The sequence below is a fragment of the Pseudomonas sp. UBA5706 genome (assembly GCF_002419965.1).
Taxonomy (GTDB): Bacteria; Pseudomonadota; Gammaproteobacteria; order Pseudomonadales; family Pseudomonadaceae; genus Aquipseudomonas.
Genome location: NZ_DIHC01000038.1, coordinates 150706 through 171967 on the forward strand (window position 1 = coordinate 150706; position 21262 = coordinate 171967).

16 protein-coding genes are annotated in these 21262 nt (G+C 59.8%); 7 read left to right on the forward strand and 9 right to left on the reverse strand.

The window, feature by feature from the left end; genetic code table 11:
- Positions 1-158: 158 nt before the first annotated feature.
- Complete coding sequence (locus B3I26_RS18575) at positions 159-2153, forward strand: peptidase U32 family protein (protein ID WP_296259735.1); 1995 nt, start codon at positions 159-161, stop codon at positions 2151-2153.
- Between the two features lie 30 nt (positions 2154-2183).
- On the opposite strand, the gene B3I26_RS18580 is transcribed toward B3I26_RS18575, so the two are convergent.
- The gene (locus B3I26_RS18580; RefSeq protein WP_296259737.1) at positions 2184-2513 is read right to left on the reverse strand and encodes a hypothetical protein; all 330 of its coding nucleotides are present in this window, start codon (positions 2511-2513) and stop codon (positions 2184-2186) included.
- Between the two features lie 293 nt (positions 2514-2806).
- Here B3I26_RS18580 and pcsA point away from each other — a divergent pair, with 293 nt between their 5' ends.
- Positions 2807-3526 carry a phosphatidylcholine synthase gene (gene pcsA, locus B3I26_RS18585; RefSeq protein ID WP_296259739.1) on the forward strand — a complete coding sequence of 240 codons (720 nt, stop codon included), beginning with the start codon at positions 2807-2809 and terminating at the stop codon, positions 3524-3526.
- A 118-nt stretch (positions 3527-3644) separates the two neighbouring features.
- On the opposite strand, the gene B3I26_RS18590 is transcribed toward pcsA, so the two are convergent.
- Positions 3645-3872 (reverse strand): gamma-butyrobetaine hydroxylase-like domain-containing protein, encoded by a 228-nt coding sequence (locus tag B3I26_RS18590; RefSeq protein WP_296259838.1) that lies wholly within the window; start codon positions 3870-3872, stop codon positions 3645-3647.
- A gap of 92 nt (positions 3873-3964) precedes the next feature.
- A complete protein-coding gene (locus B3I26_RS18595) occupies positions 3965-4426 on the reverse strand; it encodes an Lrp/AsnC family transcriptional regulator (protein ID WP_296259741.1) in 462 nt (153 codons plus the stop codon).
- Positions 4427-4634: 208 nt separating this feature from the next.
- On the opposite strand from B3I26_RS18595, the gene B3I26_RS18600 reads away from it, so the two are divergent.
- Together B3I26_RS18600 and B3I26_RS18605 are read left to right on the forward strand one after the other, a co-directional pair.
- Entirely contained in the window at positions 4635-5792 is a 1158-nt protein-coding gene (locus B3I26_RS18600) for an aminotransferase class V-fold PLP-dependent enzyme (protein ID WP_296259743.1), read from the forward strand.
- A 101-nt stretch (positions 5793-5893) separates the two neighbouring features.
- Entirely contained in the window at positions 5894-7045 is a 1152-nt protein-coding gene (locus tag B3I26_RS18605; protein ID WP_296259745.1) for a MalY/PatB family protein, read from the forward strand.
- A gap of 81 nt (positions 7046-7126) precedes the next feature.
- Here B3I26_RS18605 and ggt read toward each other — a convergent pair whose 3' ends face one another.
- Positions 7127-8854 (reverse strand): gamma-glutamyltransferase, encoded by a 1728-nt coding sequence (ggt, locus tag B3I26_RS18610; RefSeq protein WP_296259747.1) that lies wholly within the window; start codon positions 8852-8854, stop codon positions 7127-7129.
- Between the two features lie 431 nt (positions 8855-9285).
- On the opposite strand from ggt, the gene B3I26_RS18615 reads away from it, so the two are divergent.
- Positions 9286-10500, forward strand: a complete 1215-nt coding sequence (locus B3I26_RS18615; RefSeq protein ID WP_296259749.1) for an MFS transporter — start codon at positions 9286-9288, stop codon at positions 10498-10500.
- On the opposite strand, the gene B3I26_RS18620 is transcribed toward B3I26_RS18615, so the two are convergent.
- On the reverse strand, positions 10467-11810 hold the full coding sequence (locus B3I26_RS18620) for an MFS transporter (protein ID WP_296259751.1): 1344 nt from the start codon (positions 11808-11810) through the stop codon (positions 10467-10469). The two genes, B3I26_RS18615 and B3I26_RS18620, sit on opposite strands and share 34 nt — an antisense overlap.
- Before the next feature lie 202 nt (positions 11811-12012).
- Positions 12013-12693 (reverse strand): TIGR04211 family SH3 domain-containing protein, encoded by a 681-nt coding sequence (locus B3I26_RS18625; RefSeq protein ID WP_296259753.1) that lies wholly within the window; start codon positions 12691-12693, stop codon positions 12013-12015.
- A 34-nt stretch (positions 12694-12727) separates the two neighbouring features.
- Here B3I26_RS18625 and B3I26_RS18630 point away from each other — a divergent pair, with 34 nt between their 5' ends.
- Entirely contained in the window at positions 12728-12931 is a 204-nt protein-coding gene (locus B3I26_RS18630) for a hypothetical protein (RefSeq protein ID WP_296259755.1), read from the forward strand.
- 107 nt (positions 12932-13038) lie between these two features.
- Here the strand turns inward: B3I26_RS18630 and glgB are convergent, their stop codons facing one another.
- The 3 genes from glgB to B3I26_RS18645 are packed head-to-tail and all read right to left on the reverse strand — an operon-like array spanning position 13039 to position 20668.
- Positions 13039-15291, reverse strand: a complete 2253-nt coding sequence (glgB, locus tag B3I26_RS18635) for a 1,4-alpha-glucan branching protein GlgB (protein ID WP_296259757.1) — start codon at positions 15289-15291, stop codon at positions 13039-13041.
- 2 nt (positions 15292-15293) lie between these two features.
- On the reverse strand, positions 15294-18614 hold the full coding sequence (gene treS / locus B3I26_RS18640; protein WP_296259759.1) for a maltose alpha-D-glucosyltransferase: 3321 nt from the start codon (positions 18612-18614) through the stop codon (positions 15294-15296).
- A gap of 17 nt (positions 18615-18631) precedes the next feature.
- The gene (locus B3I26_RS18645) at positions 18632-20668 is read right to left on the reverse strand and encodes an alpha-1,4-glucan--maltose-1-phosphate maltosyltransferase (protein WP_296259760.1); all 2037 of its coding nucleotides are present in this window, start codon (positions 20666-20668) and stop codon (positions 18632-18634) included.
- A 333-nt stretch (positions 20669-21001) separates the two neighbouring features.
- Between B3I26_RS18645 and B3I26_RS18650 the strand changes: the two genes are divergently transcribed.
- Positions 21002-21175 (forward strand): hypothetical protein, encoded by a 174-nt coding sequence (locus B3I26_RS18650; protein WP_296259761.1) that lies wholly within the window; start codon positions 21002-21004, stop codon positions 21173-21175.
- Positions 21176-21262 lie beyond the last annotated feature (87 nt).

Genomic DNA, 21262 nt, shown 5'->3' on the forward strand with positions numbered 1-21262 from the left:
TGTTGTGACAGACGCTGCCACCGGTGAACTTGGCGGGTAAAGGTATCGCCCACGTCAACCCCAGGCATCATTGCCGCCATCGGGCAGGCCATGGATGTCGCTGGCACGTTTCGCCGCTACAATGCGCGCCTTGACCGTGACGATCCGACTAAAAAAAAATGTCCCTACCCAAGCATCACCTGGAACTGCTCAGCCCTGCCCGCGATGTCGCCATTGCTCGCGAGGCCATCCTGCACGGCGCTGACGCCATCTACATCGGCGGCCCAAGCTTCGGCGCGCGCCATAACGCCAGCAACGAGGTCAGCGATATCGCCCAGCTGGTGGAATTCGCGCATCGTTATCATGCACGCGTGTTCACCACCATCAACACCATCCTCCACGACAATGAACTGGAGCCGGCTCGCACGCTTATTCACCAGTTGTACGACGCAGGCGTCGATGCGCTGATCGTCCAGGACCTGGGCGTGATGGAGCTGGACATTCCGCCGATCGAGCTGCACGCCAGTACCCAGACCGACATTCGTACGCTGGAACGGGCCAAATTCCTCGATCAGGCAGGCTTTTCACAATTGGTGCTGGCCCGCGAGCTGAACCTGCAAGAGATTCGCGCCATCGCCGACGAAACCGATGCGGCCATCGAATTCTTCATCCATGGCGCGCTGTGCGTGGCGTTCTCAGGGCAGTGCAACATTTCCCACGCCCAGACCGGCCGCAGTGCCAACCGGGGTGACTGTTCCCAGGCCTGCCGGTTGCCGTACACCCTCAAGGACGATCAGGGGCGCGTGGTGGCGTTCGAAAAACACCTGCTGTCGATGAAGGACAACAACCAGAGCGCCAACATCCGCGCGCTGGTGGAAGCCGGCGTGCGCTCGTTCAAGATCGAGGGCCGCTACAAGGAGATGGGTTATGTGAAGAACATCACGGCCTACTATCGCCAGCGGCTTGACGATGTGCTCGAAGATCGCCCGGACCTGGCCCGCGCGTCGAGCGGCCGTACCGCGCACTTCTTCCTGCCGGACCCGGAAAAGACCTTTCACCGGGGCAGTACCGATTATTTCGTCACCGATCGCAAGATCGACATCGGCGCATTCGACACCCCAACCTTCACCGGTTTGCCGGTGGGTATCGTGGAAAAAGTCGGCAAGCGCGACCTGCAAGTGGTTACCCATGATCCATTGACCAATGGCGATGGCCTCAACGTGCTGATCAAACGCGAGGTCGTTGGCTTTCGCGCCAACATCGCCGAACCCAAGGGCGAGTTCGAAGAAGACGGCGAGAAGCGCTATCGCTACCGCGTCGAACCCAACGAAATGCCGGCCGATCTGCACAAGGTTCGACCCCACCACCCGCTCAATCGCAATCTCGACCACAACTGGCAGCACGCCTTGCAAAAGACCTCGGCCGAGCGCCGCATCGGCCTATCGTGGCAGGCGCGTTTGCGTGAGGAGCGTCTGGAGCTGGTGGCCACCAGCGAAGAAGGCATCAGCGCCAGTGCCACGCTGCAAGGCCCGTTCGGCGTGGCCAACAAGCCGGAGCAGGCACTGGAGCAGCTGCGTGAGCTGTTGTGTCAGCTTGGTACAACCGAGTACCACGCCACCGACGTGAGGCTGGATGCGCCGCAGGCGTACTTCATTCCCAACTCGCAACTCAAGGCCTTGCGCCGTGAAGTCATCGACGCCTTGACCGCTGCCCGCGTCGCCGCTCATCCACGCGGTGGTCGCAAGCCTGAAACCAGCCCGCCTCCGGTGTACCCCGATTCGCATTTGTCCTTCCTGGCCAACGTCTACAACCAGAAAGCCCGGGATTTCTATCACCGCCACGGCGTCAAACTGATCGACGCTGCCTACGAGGCCCACGAGGAAGCGGGCGAAGTGCCGGTGATGATTACCAAGCACTGCTTGCGATTCTCCTTCAACCTATGCCCGAAGCAGGCAAAAGGCGTTACCGGCGTGCGCACCAAGGTTGCCCCGATGCAGCTGATTCATGGTGATGAAGTGCTGACCCTGAAATTCGACTGCAAGCCGTGCGAGATGCACATCATCGGCAAGATGAAGGGCCACATTCTTAACCTGCCGCAGCCCGGCAGCGCGCCGGTGGTGGGCCACATCAGTCCTACCGACCTGTTGAAAACCATCCCCCGCGCTGCGCATTGAGCCGATACCGAGCGCGCCGCCGTGGCGCGCTCACCGGCGCGCCAGTTCATGGCGGGTGCAGCCTTCGTAATAGACCTGCCTGACACCCTCAGGCTTCAACCGGGATGGGCTGTCATACGTCTGCTCGGTGATGCCCAATGCACTCATGCGCATCCACTGCTGAGCAAAATGGCGGGCTTGCAGCTTTTTGCGTGCGCCGTACAGCGTCAAACCCGACAGTTTGTATTGCTGAGCCGTGCTGGCGATGCCTGCCCCCCATGTACAGAGCTCACGTTCATTCTTGCTGAGCTCCCGTGCAAACGCCGAATGACTAAGACCTGCCAGAACGCAAAACGCCAGCGCAAACTTGATAATCGGCATGCAAATCCTTGGCTAACTGACTGAAAGAGCGCGAATTCTGCCGATATTTTCTGCTCCAGGGGGCCAGCAAAATGCCTCATTTACACCTCACCCGACCAGTGACAGGTGTTGCTCGGTGAAACGGAACTGGCAAAATCACAATTGAGTAACCAATGCCTGCGACGCCTGCTACCGTGTAGCAGACAGGTGAACCTTATCGACCGACAACCGGTCGATAATTGCACCTCTGATCAGGCCCACGATGCCGCCCAGGCAAATCGATCTGGTCAGCTTTATTTTCAGAAGGACCGTTCATGATTCCAATCCAACGTATCGCCTGGCTAAAAGCATGGGGCGCCCATGGCTTTACGGCCACCGGCGTCGTCCTCGCATTCCTGTCGACCATCGCGCTGTTCGATAACCAGCCCAAAGCCTGCCTGCTCTGGCTGGGCATCGCCTTGATCGTCGATGGGCTGGACGGCTCGCTGGCACGCAAGCTCAACGTGCAGTCGGTGCTGCCGCATTTCGACGGTTCGGTACTGGATCTGGTGATCGACTACCTGACCTACGTTTTCATTCCTGCGCTCTTCATCTATCGCTACATTCCATTGCCGGACTACACGCTACTGCTGACCATCTCGATCATTCTGGTTTCGTCGCTATTCTGCTTCTGCAATACCGAGATGAAGAGCAAAGACAACTACTTTCAGGGGTTTCCCGCGGCCTGGAACGTGGTCGCACTCTGCGTTTACATCCTTTCGCCCGCGCCCTGGCTGACGTTCATCACCGTGATCTGCCTGGCACTACTGACCGTAACCCGGATGAAATTTCTCCATCCGTTTCGCGTTCGCCGTTTCATGCCGATCAACATTGCGGTCACCAGCGTCTGGTTTCTGTGCAGCTTCCTGCTGGTGATCAACCACCCGTATAACGGCTCATGGGTACTGAGCCTGTGGCTGGTGATGTCGGCGTACTTTTTGGGCGTCTGTATCTGGCGCACGTCGCTTGAGTGGATCGACAAGGCACGGTTCTAAGAGGCGACCCGTTTCGACTTCTGCCTGAAGGGTTTAGGTGCTCTGCGCCTCCAGGCCTTTCGGGCTGGTCAGGAGCAGTACCTGCCGCCACTTAGTGTGTCAGCTGCGCCAGGTACGCTCACGGATAGATCCCCCGCTGATGCCCGTCGCTGAACAGCATCTGTAGCCCATACCCTTGCGAATGAACCTCCACCAACTCCAATGTCGGTGCCACCAGGAGCGTAATACCGCTCAGACGAAACGCCCGGCATTGTGAGCATGGGCATTGCTCGCGCAGTAGCACATGACCGATGTGCTGTTCGCGGCCGTCTCGCCAGCCTTTTTCAGATGGGTGTGGCAGAACCAGGCGCGGTCGTTATGCTGCGGATGGTCGACGCGATGGTGGTACAAGCCGGCCTTGTTGCGCCGGTAGATCGGATCGCTAACGGCTCGTGAAGCTCAGACGATGTACCCCAAGGGCAGTTGCGTAGTGGACTTGATTTGCTCCATGGCAAAGCTCGAGCTGATATCGGTAATGCCGGACAGCTGGATCAGCTTCTTGTACACCGTGTCGTACCCCGCGATATCCGGTACGACAATACGTAACATGTAATCCGTATCGCCCGCCATTCGATAGCATTCCACCACCTCGGGCAGCGTCGCAATGAGGTCATGGAAACGCCCGAGCCATCCGGCGTTGTGCTGGTTGGTACGAATGGCAGCGAACACTGTTACCGCAACGTTTAACAGGGAGGGATCGAGTAGCGCCACTCGACCGCGAATCATTCCCTGCTCTTCCAGCTTTTGCACACGACGCCAACAGGCTGTACTGCCCAGGCCAATGCTGTCGGCAATCTCGGCAATAGCGCGGGTGCAATCGGTTTGCAGGATGTCGAGGATTGCCTGATCGAATTTATCCATCTGAAGTGTCACCCGAAATGAGCCGTTATGAACGCTGGTGATAACGATAAGCCAATTCACGCAGTCTCTGAAAATTTATTCCTAAAAGAGTGGTATGCGTAGAACCATAATCTACGCTTCGCACTAAATAGCGTTAAGGAATCAATTTTTTTTCACCTGCACGCTTGTAGTATTTTCTGCATTACGGACAGCGCGGATTTCTCTCCCCATGAGCACACTTCCTTGTTACTTCGACTATGCCGCCACCACCCCTGTCGATGACCGAGTCATTCAGGCAATGGTCACCTGCCTGGGCCGTGAAGGCACCTTTGGCAATCCGGCCTCCAACTCCCACGCGTATGGCATCCTTGCCCGTCAGGCGGTAGAGCAGGCGCGACGTCAGGTCGCCGAACTGGTTGGCTGCTCCGCCGACGATTTAATCTGGACGTCGGGCGCCACCGAATCGAACAACCTGGCTATCAAGGGCATCGCCCAGCGAGCAACCGGCTCGCGTCGTCACCTGATCACCAGTTGCATCGAGCATAAGGCGGTGATCGACACCGTGCGCCAGTTGGAGCAGGCGGGGTTCCCGGTTACCTGGCTGGAGCCTGACAGCAACGGCTTGATTGCCCCTGATGCCGTTCGCCAGGCCCTGCGCGACGACACGCTGCTGGTGTCGCTGATGCTGGTCAATAACGAACTGGGTACGCTCACTGACATGGCAGCCATCGGCGAGTTGGTCCGCGAGCACGGCGCCCTCTTCCACGTCGATGCCGCCCAGGGCGCTGGCAAGGTCGTCATCGATCTGAAAGCGCTGCCTGTGGACTTGATGTCCTTCTCCGCGCACAAAATCTACGGCCCCAAAGGTATCGGTGCGCTCTACGTTGGCGAACGCGCACGGCCGTTGCTCGAAGCGCAGATGCATGGCGGCGGTCATGAGCAGGGTTTGCGCTCCGGCACCCTTGCGACCCACCAGATCGTCGGCATGGGCGCGGCCTATGCACTGGCCGCCGCGGAAATGGCAGAAGAGGTTCAGCGTATCACGACGCTGTCCGCGCAACTGCGGGACGGCTTGCTGCAATTGTCGGGTGTCAGCCTCAATGGCGACGCGCAACAGCGGGTTCCGCACACGCTGAACATCTGTGTGGACAAGGCAGGTTTCAACGCCATGAGCCTGTCCAGCGAACTGGCGGTATCTTCGACATCAGCCTGCAATTCGGCCAGCAGCGGTGCCTCCCACGTGCTGCTGGCGTTGGGACTGACCCACGCTCAAGCGGGCAGCAGTCTGCGCCTGAGCCTGGGGCGCTACACCCAGGCTTGCGATGTGGAAAAAGCCATCGCGGTCATCGCAGGACGGCTTGACAGCCAGTCGACAACGTTCTGGTGAGCCTGGGGAAAGTAACCATCAAGGGTTACTTTCCCGCCTTGAGGCACTGAACTCGCTCTCCGTCTCTGGCACAATCGCCACACGTTTTTCCCGAGACAGTCATGAGCATGGATCTGAACAGCGTTTATCAGCGCTTGAACACCGGCAGCAAGAAGTGGAGCCAGTACCCGGAAGACGTGTTACCGATGTGGGTGGCGGACATGGACTTTCCGGTGGCCGAGCCTATCGTGCAGGCCCTGAAAAACCGTCTGGAGCATCCGTTGCTCGGTTATTCAGTAGCGCAGGACACATTGCGCCAGACGCTGGTAACGTATCTGGCCCGTCAGTACGATTGGCACATTCTTGCTGAAGACCTGGTGTTTCTGCCCGGGGTCGAGCCCGGCGTGAACATGGCGCTGAACACCCTGGCGCCCCGCGGCAGCAGCGTACTGGTGCAAACCCCCAATTACTCGCCACTGCTGAGCGCTCCGGCGAACTGGAAGCTGCAGCGGGTGGATTTACCGTTTCATGCCGATGCCACCGGAGAGTACCCCACTGACATCGGTGCTCTGCGAAACGCCCTGCCCGGCGTTCGCTCGCTGCTGTTGAGCAACCCGCACAATCCGCTGGGCAAGGTCTTCGAGCGTGACGAGCTGCAGGCCATCGGCCAGGCGTGCGTGCAGCATGAGGTGCTGATCGTTTCCGATGAGATTCATGCCGACATCCTGTTCGATGGTCGTCGCCACGTCCCGATCGCTTCCTTGAGCCCCGAAATCGCCGCGCGCTGCGTGACCCTGATGTCCGCGAGCAAGGCGTGGAACATCGCGGGTCTGAAAACGGCGTTTGCCGTGGTGCAGAACGCCGAACTGCGCGAACGTTTCAATGCCGGGCGCCTGGGGCTGGTGGACAGCGTCAACGCCTTGGGGCTGGAGGCGACGCAGGCGGCCTACCGTCAGGGCGCCGATTGGCTGACCATGGTCAATGCCTATCTGCAGGACAATCGTGATTACTTGGCGCAGGCAATCAAGACCCGCTTCCCCGGCATCCGCATGCACCTGCCACAGAGCACTTACCTGGCATGGCTTGATTGTACGGCGCTGGACATCGAACACCCACAACGGTTTTTCCTGACCCAGGCCAAAGTGGCGCTCAGCGACGGCCTGGAGTTTGGTGAGGACTGCGGTCAGTTCGTGCGGCTTAACTTCGGTTGCCCTCGAGCGATGCTTGAAGAAGCGTTAGCGCGCATGGAACGCAGCCTGATTGCGCGCCGCTGATCGCAATCGCGCGCAGCGATTGGCGCCGAGCCTCACGCAATCGAGCGAGGCAAATGCCCTTGCCTCGCTCGACCTGATGACTCAATAACCCAGCGAGAGCCCGGTACTGCGACGTGGATCATTGGCGCCGTAGAAACGGTTGTTGCCCACTGGCTTGCCCTCCAGCGAAGGCGCTCCTACCAGGATGGCGGCCAGGTGGTTGGCGTCCTGCGGGCCGGCGAATTTGTGGCCCCAGCTCTCGAGGATTTTTTGCGTGTCGGGGCTCACCGCGAAGGTTTCCAGGTTGGTGGTCTCAGGCATCCATTGCTGGTGGAAGCGCGGCGCATCGACGGCCTCCTGAATGTTCATGCCGTAGTCGATGACGTTGAGCATGGTCAGCAGGGTTGCAGTGATGATCCGGCTACCGCCCGGCGTGCCCACGACCATGACGGCCTTGCCATCCTTGGTGACGATGGTCGGGCTCATCGAAGACAGCGGCGTCTTGCCCGGTGCGATGGCATTGGCCTCGCCCTGGATCAGGCCGTACATGTTCGGCACGCCGACCTTGGAAGTGAAGTCGTCCATTTCGTCATTGAGGATGACCCCGGTGTTGCTGGCCATCACACCGGCACCAAACCAGTCGTTGAGGGTGTAGGTGACGGACACCGCATTCCCCCATTTGTCGACGATCGAATAGTGCGTGGTGTTGTTGCCTTCATGTGGCGCGACGCCCGGTTTGATGTCTTGCGAGATACCCGCTCTCTGCGGCTCGATGGCTGCGCGCAGCTTGGCGGCGTAGTCACGGTTGAGCAAATGATCGATCGGATTCTTCACGAAGTCCGGATCGCCCAGGTAGCTGTTGCGGTCCACGTACGCGTGACGCATGGCCTCGATCTGGTAATGCAGGCCTTGGGCCGAGTGATAGCCCAACTCCTTCATCGGATAACCTTCGAGGATGTTCATGATCTCGCAGATCACCACCCCGCCCGAGCTTGGCGGCGGCGCCGAGACCACATGATAGCCGCGGTAGTCACACTCGATCGGGGCCAGTTCGCGGGTTTTGTACGTGTCCAGGTCAGCCTGGACGATGATGCCCTTGCCGGCCTGGCTCGAATCGACAATGGCCTTGGCAACCCAGCCCTTGTAGAAACCATCGGCGCCCTTGGCGGAGATTTCCTTGAGGGTCTTCGCCAGGTCCTTCTGTACCAGTTTGTCGCCGACCTGCAGCGGCTGACCCTTGTTTAAAAAGATCGTGCCCAGGTCTTTTGGATCGGCCTTGAACTCGTCGGTGGCGGTGTGTAGCAGGTCGACGTCGCCCTGCTCCAGCGCGAAGCCGTCCTCGGCCAGCTTGATTGCCGGCGCGATGACTTCAGCACGTTTGCGGGTGCCGTACTTGCTCAGCGCCAGTTCCATGCCGGAAACGGTGCCCGGCACGCCAACAGCCAGGTGCCCTTTGGAACTCAGATCCGGCATCACGTTGCCGTCCTTGTCCAGGTACATGTTGGCGGTGGCCGCTTGCGGGGCTTTTTCGCGGAAATCGAGGAAGGTCTTGCGCCCGTCCGCCAATTGGATGGTCATGAAACCACCGCCACCCAGGTTGCCCGCTGCCGGGTAAACCACCGCCAGTGCATAGCCCACGGCGACGGCCGCATCGACCGCGTTGCCGCCGGATTTGAGGACGTCCACGCCCACGTGAGTAGCCAGGTGCTGCGCAGTCACGACCATGCCGTTTTCAGCGGCAACAGGGGCGACAGAGGCGGCATGGGAAGAGGAGAAAACGAGGGTGAGTGCTGTCGCAATCAGCGACTTGGCCAAGGGTTGGTACATCATGGGTCGACTCTCTTTATTTTTTTGACTGTGGAAGAGCATTGGCGGGCCGAAACAGGATGGGGTTGTGCCCTCTCGCGGATCGCCCGGCATCCTTGCAACTGCAGATGCACATTATGGTGGAGCACGCTGGATAGCCGCAGCGCGGCCTAAAGTTGTGCCGAACTGCTGCACCAAAATAGCGCTTAGCGCATGACTTACCTAGTACCCATGACAAGTTATTTAATAGCACCCGTCAGGTTTTACCGGCGCGCGCGTTCCCTCGGCGCATCAGCGTTCTTTCATCCGGTGCCGGTATACGCGTAACCTTGGGTCTGCGCGCCACCCCATAGCCACCGTCGACGACCGTCCAAGGCGCACTGACGCTGCAGTTATCGACCGACCCCAAAGGCCAGCCCGGTGAAAACCCGCTTCTTCGCAGTACACCCGATCTGATGGCCAGAACCTTTCGCTCGCTGGCCGTGTACAACTTCCGCATCTGGTCCATCGGCGGGCTGGTCTCCAATGTCGGCACCTGGATGCAACGCACGGCCCAGGATTGGCTGGTACTCACACAACTCACCCAGCAAAATGCCACGGCGCTGGGCATCGTCATGGCGCTGCAGTTCGGGCCGATGCTGTTGCTCCTGCCCATCAGTGGTTTTGCGGCAGACCACCTCGATCGCCGGAAACTGCTGATCGGCACACAGCTGGGCTTTGCCGCGTCGGCCCTTGGCCTGGGGTTGTTGACGGTCAGCGGGCATGTACAACTGTGGCATGTGTATTTCTTCGCGCTGGTTTCCGGTTGCGTGGCGGCGATTGACGGCCCGGCGCGGCAAACGTTCGTTTCCGACCTGGTGGACGAGACTCACCTGAGCAACGCCGTGGCCCTTAATTCGCTGTCGTTCAATGCGGCGCGGATGATCGGCCCGGCCGTGTCCGGGCTGTTGATTCCGTGGGTGGGCAACGGCTGGGTATTCCTGCTCAATGTGCTGACCTTTGCCCTGATGATCGGCTCACTGTGCAAGCTGCGCACCGCTGAACTGCATGTACGTGAGCGCCCTCCCCGGGCTCGTGGGCAGCTGGCCGAAGGCTTTCGTTACGTCTGGGGGCGACCCGACCTGAAGGCCATCATGTTGATGCTGTTCCTGGTCGGCACCTTCGGCCTGAATTTTCCTATTTATATCTCGACCATGGCGGTAACTGTCTTCGACGCGGACTCCGCCCGCTATGGCCTGTTGACCTCATTGATGGCCGTGGGCTCGGTAACCGGCGCCCTGCTCTCGGCCCGTCGAGCGCGGCCCACGGCCACGCTGGTGTTTCGCGCCTGTGCATTGTTTGGCGGGTGTTTTCTGTTGGCGGCGATGATGACCAACTTCTGGTTGTTCGGCCTGTTGCTGTTTGTACTGGGAATAAGCGCGCAGACCTTCACCACGTCGGCCAACAGCATGGTGCAGCTGTCGACCGAGCCACTGATGCGTGGCCGGGTCATGGCCATTCTGCTGGCGACCACGCTGGGTGGGACCCCGATCGGCGCGCCGATCGTGGGCTGGGTCGCCGACCTGTTCGGGCCGCGTTGGGCCATGGCGATTGGCGCTGCCTCGGGACTGTTGGCCGCCTGGGTATGGTTTCGTTATCAGCGCGCAGCCAGGGAAGCCGTCGCGGCCTGAGTGTCGATCGGTCGAGTGGGCTGGCCGCTGCGCAGGGTCCAGAGCAGGATCACCCCGAGTACTCCGGCCGCCGACAACGAGAGCATGCCGGCACGCGGGTCCGCTACCCAGACCTCCATGTTGGCCTTGAGCATCGGCGCAACGAAACCACCGATGTTGCCCAGCGAGCCGATCAGGGCGATACCGCCTGCGGCCGCAACGCCACCCAGATATCCGGTCGGCAATGTCCAGAACAATGGCTGGACCGTCACGAAGCCAGCGGCGGCGAAGCAGAACGACAGCAACACCAACGGCAGACTGGAGAGCAAGGTCGCTGCGGCAATCCCGAGCGCCGCCATCCCTAGCATGCACATCGCCATCGGCAAATGCCGCGCGCGGCGGTCGGCGTAGCGCGTCACGAAAAACATCGCCGCCGCTGCGCAAAGCCAAGGAATCGACGTCAGCGTGCCAACCTTTAGCCCAACCGTGGTGCCGAGCAGTTCGGCAACGCGCGTTGGCAGGTAAAAGATCACACCATACACGCTGACCTGGACGCTGAAATAGATCAGGATTAATTTCAAGACCCGTAAATTGCGCACCATGGCCAGCAGGTTGCGCGGGCCATGATCGAGTTTCTGCCGCTCCTCTGCCAGCAGTTCGGCGCTCAGCGCAGCCCTCTCCTCAACGCTTAGCCAAGTGGCGTCCTGGGGTTTGTTCTTGAGGTAGAACAACGCAACGATGCCCACGACCACCGCAGCCAGGCCTTCAACTAGGAACATCCATTGCCAGTTGGCAAGCTTGAAGACGTCATGCATGTCCAGCAGCCAGCCCGACAGCGGGCCGCCCAACATCAGCGCGAACGGCAGGCCAAAGTAATAGATGCCGATGGCCTGACCGCGACGGCGGGCCGGAAACCAGTAAGTGAGGTAGAGAATGACGCCTGGCGAGAAGCCTGCCTCGGCCACACCCAGCAACAAGCGCAGCACGTAAAAGCTGGTCTGGCTGTGGGTAAACATCATCGCGGCCGAGACCAGGCCCCAGGTGATCATGATTCGGCTGAGCCACACACGTGCCCCGACCCGATGCAGCATCAGATTACTGGGGACTTCGAAGAGGGCGTAACCGATGAAGAAGATGCCGGCACCCAACGCGAATGCCGCGTTGCTCAGCCCCACGTCGGTCTGCAGCGCAGCCTTGGCGAAACCGACGTTGGAGCGGTCGATCATCGCCAGCGCAAACATCAATGCCAGGAACGGGAGGAGTTTGCAGCGACACTTGCGCACGGCGCTTTCGATAGCCGCAGCGGCGGCCAGATCAGTTTTTATTGTCATTGTTATGCCTATCGAAGGTATGGATCTGAATGCCAGCCGAAGCTAGAACAGACCTGCGATAAATCCCAATGACAAATCTTCAATCCTTGATATCAACTGGTTATCAGCTACTCATCTGCAGCCCGCCACCGTCAGTATTCTGCGGGATGACGGAGGGGACGCGCGGGGATCAGTGCAAGGGTTATTCAGACCGGCCGAGCCGTCAGAACCACCGATCGTTGCGTTTACGACCGCGGGTCAACGCCGGCAAGATGAGCCCCAGCAGCAAGCCCGCGCCAGCGATGCTGCCGCCATAGACCATGTAGCGCATCAGCACTTGGTTGTTCTCGTCGCCCAGCTTGGCCTGGGTGGAACGCAGCTCCGATTGCGCATCGGTCAATTGAGCGTTGAGGTCCTTGGCACGGGCCTCCAATTCGTCTACCAGCTTCTTGCGCGAGTCGAGGGTTTCCTGCATGCCCTGCACCTTGGTTTTCCAGTCGTCATCGATGGTTTTCAGCTGTGCACTCAGGTCGGCAACCTGTTGCGTCAACTGTGGCAGGCGCTCGGTCTGGCCGGGTACCTGCTGCAGATCATTGGAGGCAATCCACACCGTGTCGCCGGCGTTGCCGCGTACCTGACTGTAGTCGCCCTGGGTATTGAGCAGTTCGACTTTCTGCCCGGACTTGAGCGTGCCGACGATGCGGTAGCCGTCGGTCGGGCCACTGCGTACGTAAGTGCTCAGCGTATCGCTGACCCAACGATCCTTGCCTTCGGCGTGAGCCTGCCCAGTCGCGCCAACGGCCAGGAAGATCCCCAAAAGGCTAGCGCTGAGCAAACGGCGTCGAGCGCCCGGCAAGAAAGTGGATTGAACGCAAGAAACTGAAACAGGGCGAGATAGAGACATGGGGAATCTTCGACAAAATAAAAAGAAAGGCCGGATGGACGGGCCACATGCGATGGACAGAAGCCTGGTCGGCAGCGACGGGCATGCGCTGCAACTGCTAGGAGTCGGCAACAGCGAGCGGGGCCTGAACACGCCGGGGCCTCATGACCCGGCGCACCACGCGCGCAGTGGTCAACAGACCGTCGAAATCGTTTCAGGTTCACTACAGGGAGGTGACGTTCGTCTGGCGGGGGTATGACAGATGCACGTCTGATGGGCAAGCGTGGCGCGAAGCTGCGGGTCAGGCACGATGCAGTGCCTGCCCCGCTCCCGCCGTTCAGTCCGTGGCGGACCGCGCGACGAAGGTTACTCGCCCTTTACCGGCTTGAAAATGACCACCGCCAGCGGTGGCAGTTTCAGCGACAGCGACATCGCCTGCCCGTGGCTGCTGATGTCTTCAGCCGTGACACCGCCGCCGTTGCCAATGTTGGACCCTGCATACGCCTCGGCGTCGGAGTTAAGCACCTCGGCCCATTTGCCGCCGAATGGCGCACCCACGCGGTAACCCTCCCGGGGCACTGGCGTCAGATTGGCAACCACCAGCAGGGGCTCGCCGTCTTTGCTCCAACGCAAGTAGGCATAGACGCTGTTGCCCGCGTCGTTACCGATCACCCACTGGAAACCTTGCGGCTGGCAATCCTGTTCGTGCAGCGCTTTTTCCTCGCGATACAACCGGTTGAGATCACCCACCAATTTGTGTACACCCTTGTGGTCACCGTAGCCGTTGATGTTCTCATCGCCCAGGAAATGCCAATCCAGTTCAGTGTCGTGATTCCACTCGCGCCATTGCCCGAATTCACAGCCCATGAACAACAACTTCTTGCCCGGGTGGGTCCACATGAACGTCAGGTAGGCCCGCAGGTTAGCGAATTTCTGCCAGCGATCCCCCGGCATCTTGTCGATCAGCGACCGCTTGCCGTGCACCACCTCGTCGTGGGAGATCGGCAGGATAAAGCGCTCGGACCACGCATACACCAGCCCGAAACTAAGCTTGTCATGGTGATGCTGACGATGAATCGGATCCTGCTCGACATACTCCAACGTGTCGTGCATCCAGCCCATGTTCCATTTGTACGAGAAGCCCAGACCGCCCTGCTGGGTCGGCTGAGTGACACCGGGCCAGGAGGTGGATTCCTCAGCGATCACCAGCGCACCGGGTGCTTCCAGAGCCACCACGTCATTGAGATGGCGCAGGAACTCGACCGCCTCCAGGTTTTCTCGACCACCGTGGCGGTTCGGCACCCACTCACCGGCCTTGCGCGAATAGTCGCGATACAGCATCGAAGCCACGGCATCCACGCGCAGGCCATCGACATGGAAATTTTTCAGCCAGTGCAAACCCGAAGCAATCATGAACCCGTGGACCTCGGTACGGCCCAGGTTGTAGATCAAGGTGTTCCAGTCCTGGTGAAAACCTTCATGAGGGTTGGCGTACTCGTACAGCGCGGTGCCGTCGAATTGCGCCAGGCCATGGGTATCGGTTGGGAAATGCGCAGGGACCCAGTCGAGGATCACACCAATGTCGGCACGGTGGCAGGCGTCGACAAAGGCGGCGAAGTCTTCCGGGGTGCCGTAACGGGCACTTGGGGCAAATTGCGATAGCAGTTGATAACCCCATGAGCCACCGAACGGGTGCTCCATGATCGGCATCAACTCGATGTGGGTGAACCCCAGTTTCTGGATATACGGGATCAGTTTCTCGGCTAATTCGTGCCAGTTGTAAGGACGATCCGGCTCGTCTTCGCCGCCGTGGTGCCATTGCCAGGAGCCGGCGTGCAACTCATAGATCGACAGCGGTTGGTGAATGTCGTGTTTGGCATCGCGCGACTGCATCCACTCGCTGTCCTGCCACTCGAAGCTCAACGGCTTGGCAACCTTGGAGGCAGTGGCCGGGGGCAACTGGGTGGCCAGCGCCATCGGATCGGCCTTCAACGGCAAGATGCCGTGCTGGCCGAGGATCTCGTATTTGTAGGCCTCGCCCGGTGCCAGACGCGGGATGAATATTTCCCAAACGCCAGACGGATAGCGCACGCGCATCGGGTGCCGACGGCCGTCCCAACTGTTGAAGTCGCCGACTACCGAAACCCGGCGAGCGTTAGGTGCCCACACCGAGAAACGAACGCCGTCCACGCCATCGACGTTGCGCACCTGAGCACCGAACGCAGCGCTCAAATCTCGGTGATTGCCTTCGGCGAACAGGTAAAGGTCCATCTCGCCCAGCAATTGCCCGAAGCTGTAAGGGTCTTCAGTGATCTGCTCACCGGTGGCCCACTGAATCTTCAGCAGATAGGGCTCGCGCACCGGAAAATGACCGGCAAAAAAACCGGGTTTATCGGTCATCCCCAGCTCGCCCAAATCACGCTCACCGTCGCGAGACAGCACACGCACGCTCAGCGCGTTGGGCAGATAGGCACGGATGATCTGGCCGTCATGGCCATCGCTGTGAGGGCCCAGCATGGAGAACGGGTCGCGATGTTCGGCGCGAATCAACGCGTCCATATCGCCGGCGTTGGGCAACAACTGGTGGTTGCCTTTGCCGAATTGGTCAGACGCACTCATTTTCATTCTCCATCAGACAGGTCCAGCAGCCCGCGCAAACCTTGAAGCGGAACCGACAACCAGGTCGGCCGATTCTCAGCCTCGTAGGCCACTTCATAAGCAGCTTTTTCCAAGGTGAACAACGCCAGTGCGGCGGACTCTCCCCGGGTATCTTTCCAGGCGTGGGCAACATCGACGGTGGCGTTCTTGTAGCCATCGAGGAATGCGTCCCGCGCCTGGGTCAAATAGGTCTGAGCAACATGCATGCGCGCCGCCGCAGCCTGAGCCGACGTGTCGGCGCTCTGGGCATTGCGTACGGCCATGGCGGCAGCGTAGTCGAACGATCGCAATACGCCGCTGACGTCCTTGAAGGGGCTGTATTTGGCTCGGCGTTCCTGCAACGGACGCGCCGGTTCACCCTCGAAGTCGATCAGATACGCATCCCCCTTGACCACCAGCATTTGCCCCAGGTGCAGGTCACCGTGCACACGCATGCGCAAGCCGCCCACCGACTGTTTGGCCAAGGTCTGCACCTTGGCCAGCAGCGCTTTGCGTTTGCCCAACAGTTCACTGACCAGTTGCTGATCGGCAGGTTCCAGGGTGTCGCGATGTTGCTCCAGCAAATCCAGCGCGCGCTCGATCTGGGCGCCGACACTTTTCGCCGATGCCTGACTGTCCTTAACGCTGGTGACTTCGATCTTGAAGTCTGGATTGTCGGTAGGCGCGCTGAGCACGACGTGCATTTCGCCCAGGCGCTGACCGAGCAAGCCGGCGAAATCCTTAAGTTCAAGCAGCGCATTGGCGTGCTGTTCAACCGAGGATGGACTGCGAGCCATCTCATCGCGCACAGCACGCTCAAGGTTGTTTTGCGTCCATTCCCACGCATCGCCCTGATTGCTCAAATAACCTTGAGCAATCATCAACAGATTGCTTTCGCCGTTGCTGTCGACACGGACCACGGCGCCAAGCAAGGGCGAAATATGCTGATAACCCGCCTCGGTCAGATAGGCGCCCATCTCCAGTTCAGGGTGGACCCCCGCAGCCACGCGACGAATCATCTTCAGCACCAGCGCCTTGCCGACCACCACCGAGCTGTTGGACTGCTCGGCAGACAGGTAGCGCACCTCCGCGTCATCGGTCAGGCCCAACGGGGCCAGTTGCGAACTTTGCTGGAAGCGCAACTCGCCATCACTCGTCGGCAGCACGATCTCCTCGTGCATGCCCTTGATCACGGCACGGATAAACGGCTCCAGGGTGAAAGCGTCGGTGATCAGCCCCACCTGGCGTCCCCGGCGAACGCGTGACAGCGCCAGTTGCTGCGGCAGCGCGCTGCTGATGTCGTCCTCGGGCAACAGGCCGAATGGCAGCTGATAACGCGCCACTTCGCCACCCGAGGTGACCTCGATTTCGCTCAATAACACCGGGCGTACCGTGGTGCCGAACCGCACGGCGTAAGCGATATGAACCTTGTCCAGCGGTTTGCCTTTGCCGGCGAACCACCGTCGTTTGGGCAGGTACGCAGCCAGAGAGTTCTGCTCCATCGTCTGGCGCAACGGTTCATCGAGCAATTCTTCCAGACGCTGTTTGAGCACAAGGGTCGGAAAGTCGGGCAGGCTCTGGGCCGGTTCAACGTGCCAACTAGGCATTTGATTCTCCGCGGCCAGCAGGAACCAGTAGAAGCCGTAGGGCGGCAACGTCAGCAGGTAATTGAGCTGGCCGATAGGTGGGAAGGCGCTGCCGCCGAGCATTTCCACCGGCACGGTGCCGGCATACGGGGACAGTTCGAGTTCCGCAGCCTGTGAGGCGGCGGAAACGTTAGCGACGCACAGGATGATTTCGGTCTTGCCATCAGGTCCTGTGTACTCGCGTGTGTAGGCCAGGATCCGGCGATTGCTCGGCGAGAGCATTTTCAGCGTGCCGCGGCCGAAAGCCTTTTGCTGCTTGCGCACGGCAAGCATACGGCGAGTCCAGTTCAGCAGCGAATGCGGATCATGATCCTGCGCCTCGACGTTGACCGACTGGTAGCCATACAGCGGGTCCATGATCGGCGGCAATACCAGGCTGGCCGGGTTGGCCCTGGAAAACCCGCCGTTACGGTCTATCGACCACTGCATGGGCGTGCGTACGCCATCGCGGTCGCCGAGGTAGATGTTGTCGCCCATGCCGATCTCGTCACCGTAGTAAAGGGTCGGTGTGCCTGGCATCGACAACAGCATGCTGTTGAGCAGTTCTACGCGGCGGCGGTCGCGTTCCAGCAGCGGCGCCAGACGACGACGGATGCCCAGATTGATCCGCGCACGGCGGTCAGAAGCGTAATAATTCCACAGATAGTCGCGCTCGCGATCGGTGACCATCTCCAGGGTCAATTCATCGTGGTTGCGCAGGAAAATAGCCCACTGGCAGTTTTCCGGAATTTCCGGGGTCTGGCGCAGGATGTCGGTAATCGGAAAGCGGTCTTCCTGGGCCACGGCCATGTACATGCGCGGCATCAGCGGAAAGTGGAACGCCATGTGGCATTCGTCACCGTCCTTGCCCTTGCGCTCCCCGAAATACAACTGCGTGTCTTCCGGCCATTGATTGGCTTCGGCCAGCAACATGCGGTCGGGGTAATTAGCGTCGATTTCGGCACGAATCTGCTTGAGCACGTTGTGCGTCTCTTGCAGATTCTCGTTATTGGTGCCGTCGCGCTCGATCAAGTATGGAATCGCGTCCAGACGCAGGCCGTCGATGCCCATGTCCAGCCAATAGCGCATGACTTCCAGAACCGCCTTCATCACCTGCGGGTTGTCGAAGTTCAGGTCAGGCTGGTGCGAGTAGAAGCGGTGCCAGAAGTATTGGCCGGCCACCGGGTCCCAGGTCCAGTTGGACTTCTCGGTGTCGAGAAAGATGATCCGCGTGCCGCTGTATTTCTGGTCGTCGTCGGACCAAACATAAAAGTCGCGGGCTTTGGAGCCTTTCTTCGCATGCCGCGCACGCTGAAACCACGGGTGCTGATCGGAGGTGTGGTTGATGACCAGTTCCGTAATAACCCGCAGGCCACGCTTGTGCGCTTCGGCGATGAATTTCTTGGCATCGGACATGTTGCCGTAATCGCTGTGAATACCGCGATAGTCCGAGATGTCATAACCGTCGTCGCGGCGCGGCGAAGGGTAGAACGGCAACAGCCAGATAGTGTTGACGCCAAGCTCGGCGATGTAGTCGAGCTTGGCGATAAGGCCGGGGAAATCCCCGATTCCATCGTCGTTGGAATCGAAATACGACTTCACATGAACCTGGTAAATCACCGCATCCTTGTACCAGAGCGGGTCTTCGATAAAGGCAGCGTTCCGGGGTTTCTTCGCCATGACCACTTCCTTTTTAATTATTGATGTGTGGCCTTGATGCGCCAGATGCCAAACGGCTGGTAGGACGGGTCGATGCGCATGAACTGTGTTTTGCCGTACCAGGTCCAGCTGTGCCCGGTCATCAGGTCTTCGCCCAATGTCGCCGCATCGTCAGCCAGGCCCATTTCCCACAGGGGCAGTTCGAAATGCGCTTCCTGTGCGTTGTACGGATCAAGGCTGACTGCGATCAGCACGAAGTTGCTGCCATCGGCGCTGCGCTTGCCGAAGTACAAAATGTTGTCGTTCCAGGCGTTGTAGATGCGCAGGCCCAAGTGACTTTGCAGGGCCGGGTTCTGACGACGTATGCGATTGAGCTGGGCAATTTCCGCGATGATATTGCCCGGCGCGGTGTAGTCCCTGGGTCGGATCTCGTATTTCTCCGAATCCAGGTATTCCTCCTTGCCCGGCACAGGCGCTGATTCGCACAGTTCGAACCCCGAATACATGCCCCACAGGCCCGAGCCCATGGTCGCCAGCGCGGCGCGAATCAGAAACCCCGGACGACCGGAGTCGTGCAGGAACCGCGGATTGATGTCCGGCGTGTTGACGAAAAAGTTCGGCCGGTAGCATTCGCGCCACGGCGATTCATTAAGTTCGGTGAAGTACTCGCTCAGTTCGGCCTTGGTGTTGCGCCAAGTGAAATAGGTGTAGCTCTGCGAGTAACCGACCTTGCCCAGCCGCGCCATCATCGCCGGCTTGGTGAACGCTTCAGCGAGGAACATCACCTCCGGGTGCAGCGCACGCACATCGGCGATCATCCATTGCCAGAACGGCAGCGGCTTGGTGTGCGGGTTGTCGACGCGGAAGATCTTGACCCCCTCCTCGACCCAACCCAATACCACGTCGCGAAGCTCAAGCCAGAGGCTCGGGACAGCGTCAGGCGCATAGAAGTCGACGTTGACGATGTCCTGGTATTTTTTCGGCGGGTTTTCCGCGTAACGGATGGTGCCGTCCGGACGCCACGAGAACCAGCCCGGATGCTCCTTGAGCCATAAGTGGTCTTGCGAGCACTGGATCGCGAAATCGAGGGCGATTTCCAGACCATGCTCGGCAGCGGCGGCCACCAGCTTGCGGAAATCCTCGCGGGTGCCGAGCTGCGGATGAATGGCGTCGTGGCCGCCGTCGGCGCTGCCGATGGCGTACGGGCTGCCCGGGTCGTCGGGACCGGCAGTCAGCGAATTGTTCGGGCCTTTGCGGTGGGCACGGCCGATGGGATGGATCGGCGGGAAATACAGGACGTCAAAGCCCATGTCGCGAATCATCGGCAAGCGGCTATGCACATCGTTGAAGGTGCCGTGGCGATGCTTATCATCGGTGATCGAGCGCGGAAACAGCTCGTACCAACTGGCAAACTGCGCCAGCTCGCGCTCGACATCCAGCGGATATTCAAGACTACGGCTTAGGAAGGCATGGTTATCGGCCTTGGACATGATCGCTGCCGTTTCGCTGTGCAACAGCAAAGCAACCTGGTCTTCAGGTTTGGCAGTGTCGCCCAAACGTTGCAGAAGGCTGTCGAGCTGCCCACGCAATTCATGCTGGCTGCGTTCGGCCGCATGCTGCAGGTGCAGGCGGCCCTCTTCCAACTCCAGGTTGATGGTTACGCCGGCTGCATACTTCTTTTCAAGTTCGTAGCGGTAGCTGGCGAACTGATCGATCCAGGCTTCCAGGCGAAACAGATAGCGGCTAACCGAGGTAGGGGTGAACTCACCGACCCAGCTGTCGTTGCCCAGTTCGCGCATGGGCGCTTGATGCCATTGCTGCTCGTCGGCGGCACGGTAGCGGATGCGCACCGCCATCTTGTCGTGTCCGTCGGCGTACACCTTGCTGGTGACCGTTACCGGCTGGCCAATGATGCCCTTGGCCGCAAGCTGCCCATTGTCGATTACAGGCGTTGTGTCTTCTATGACAATGCGTGGCAACTGCAAGGCTTGGGTCAGAGATAAAGGCTGAATTGGGTGTGGAACATCGGTGGCCAGGGAATCCGGGCCGTATGGCTGATCAGCAGTCACATTCATCGAGCATCACTCCTCACGCCCCAGGGACGCTCCTTGTAGCAATCCGTAAAAGTCCATTGGTTCGACGTTTCTTCCATTGATAGCCAAGGCACAACGTCAAAGCAGACAGGATGCCCGATATTGGCCGCATAGGTTCCGAGCGCCAGTTTCGGGGAAAAGTTCAAACAGCTTGCGCCACGTAAAATCCAACCGTAGCAGCTGATCCGACGCGTGGAAAAGCAGGCGTGAAACCCGATGAATCATTCATCAGCGGGCGCTGTCGAAACCAGCGAGCGCGTTCAAACTCGGCACTCTTGCCTCCTTGCAATCTGCGCTATTAAGGAAGGTGTAGCAATGACCATTCCCATTCCAGCAGAAACGCCCGATCCTAATATTGATGAGCCGCAGCTGCCGGTGCCAAAACCCGAAGATCCCCCGCCAGACACCATGCCCCCGGTGATCGAACCGCCCAAAGGCGATCCGCCCAGTCAAGAGCCGCCTGCGGTCCTGGCAGCGGGCCTTGCATAGCGACTTGTCCACTGCGCAAGGCGGCCTTGGGCACCTCGGTGTGCTCAGGGCTGATGTCAGTGTGCACCCGTGTTGCGCGCTGGATCG

Excerpts from the sequence above, each read along its gene's own strand:
- B3I26_RS18595 (WP_296259741.1), bottom strand. The coding sequence starts at position 4,426 with ATGGATAAATTCGATCAGGCAATCCTCGACATCCTGCAAACCGATTGC.
- B3I26_RS18600 (WP_296259743.1), top strand. The coding sequence starts at position 4,635 with ATGAGCACACTTCCTTGTTACTTCGACTATGCCGCCACCACCCCTGTC.
- B3I26_RS18625 (WP_296259753.1), bottom strand. The coding sequence starts at position 12,693 with ATGTCTCTATCTCGCCCTGTTTCAGTTTCTTGCGTTCAATCCACTTTC.
- B3I26_RS18575 (WP_296259735.1), top strand. The coding sequence starts at position 159 with ATGTCCCTACCCAAGCATCACCTGGAACTGCTCAGCCCTGCCCGCGAT.
- B3I26_RS18605 (WP_296259745.1), top strand. The coding sequence starts at position 5,894 with ATGAGCATGGATCTGAACAGCGTTTATCAGCGCTTGAACACCGGCAGC.
- B3I26_RS18650 (WP_296259761.1), top strand. The coding sequence starts at position 21,002 with ATGACCATTCCCATTCCAGCAGAAACGCCCGATCCTAATATTGATGAG.
- B3I26_RS18645 (WP_296259760.1), bottom strand. The coding sequence starts at position 20,668 with ATGAATGTGACTGCTGATCAGCCATACGGCCCGGATTCCCTGGCCACC.
- ggt (WP_296259747.1), bottom strand. The coding sequence starts at position 8,854 with ATGATGTACCAACCCTTGGCCAAGTCGCTGATTGCGACAGCACTCACC.
- B3I26_RS18615 (WP_296259749.1), top strand. The coding sequence starts at position 9,286 with ATGGCCAGAACCTTTCGCTCGCTGGCCGTGTACAACTTCCGCATCTGG.
- glgB (WP_296259757.1), bottom strand. The coding sequence starts at position 15,291 with ATGAGTGCGTCTGACCAATTCGGCAAAGGCAACCACCAGTTGTTGCCC.
- treS (WP_296259759.1), bottom strand. The coding sequence starts at position 18,614 with ATGGCGAAGAAACCCCGGAACGCTGCCTTTATCGAAGACCCGCTCTGG.
- B3I26_RS18630 (WP_296259755.1), top strand. The coding sequence starts at position 12,728 with ATGGACGGGCCACATGCGATGGACAGAAGCCTGGTCGGCAGCGACGGG.
- B3I26_RS18620 (WP_296259751.1), bottom strand. The coding sequence starts at position 11,810 with ATGACAATAAAAACTGATCTGGCCGCCGCTGCGGCTATCGAAAGCGCC.
- B3I26_RS18580 (WP_296259737.1), bottom strand. The coding sequence starts at position 2,513 with ATGCCGATTATCAAGTTTGCGCTGGCGTTTTGCGTTCTGGCAGGTCTT.
- pcsA (WP_296259739.1), top strand. The coding sequence starts at position 2,807 with ATGATTCCAATCCAACGTATCGCCTGGCTAAAAGCATGGGGCGCCCAT.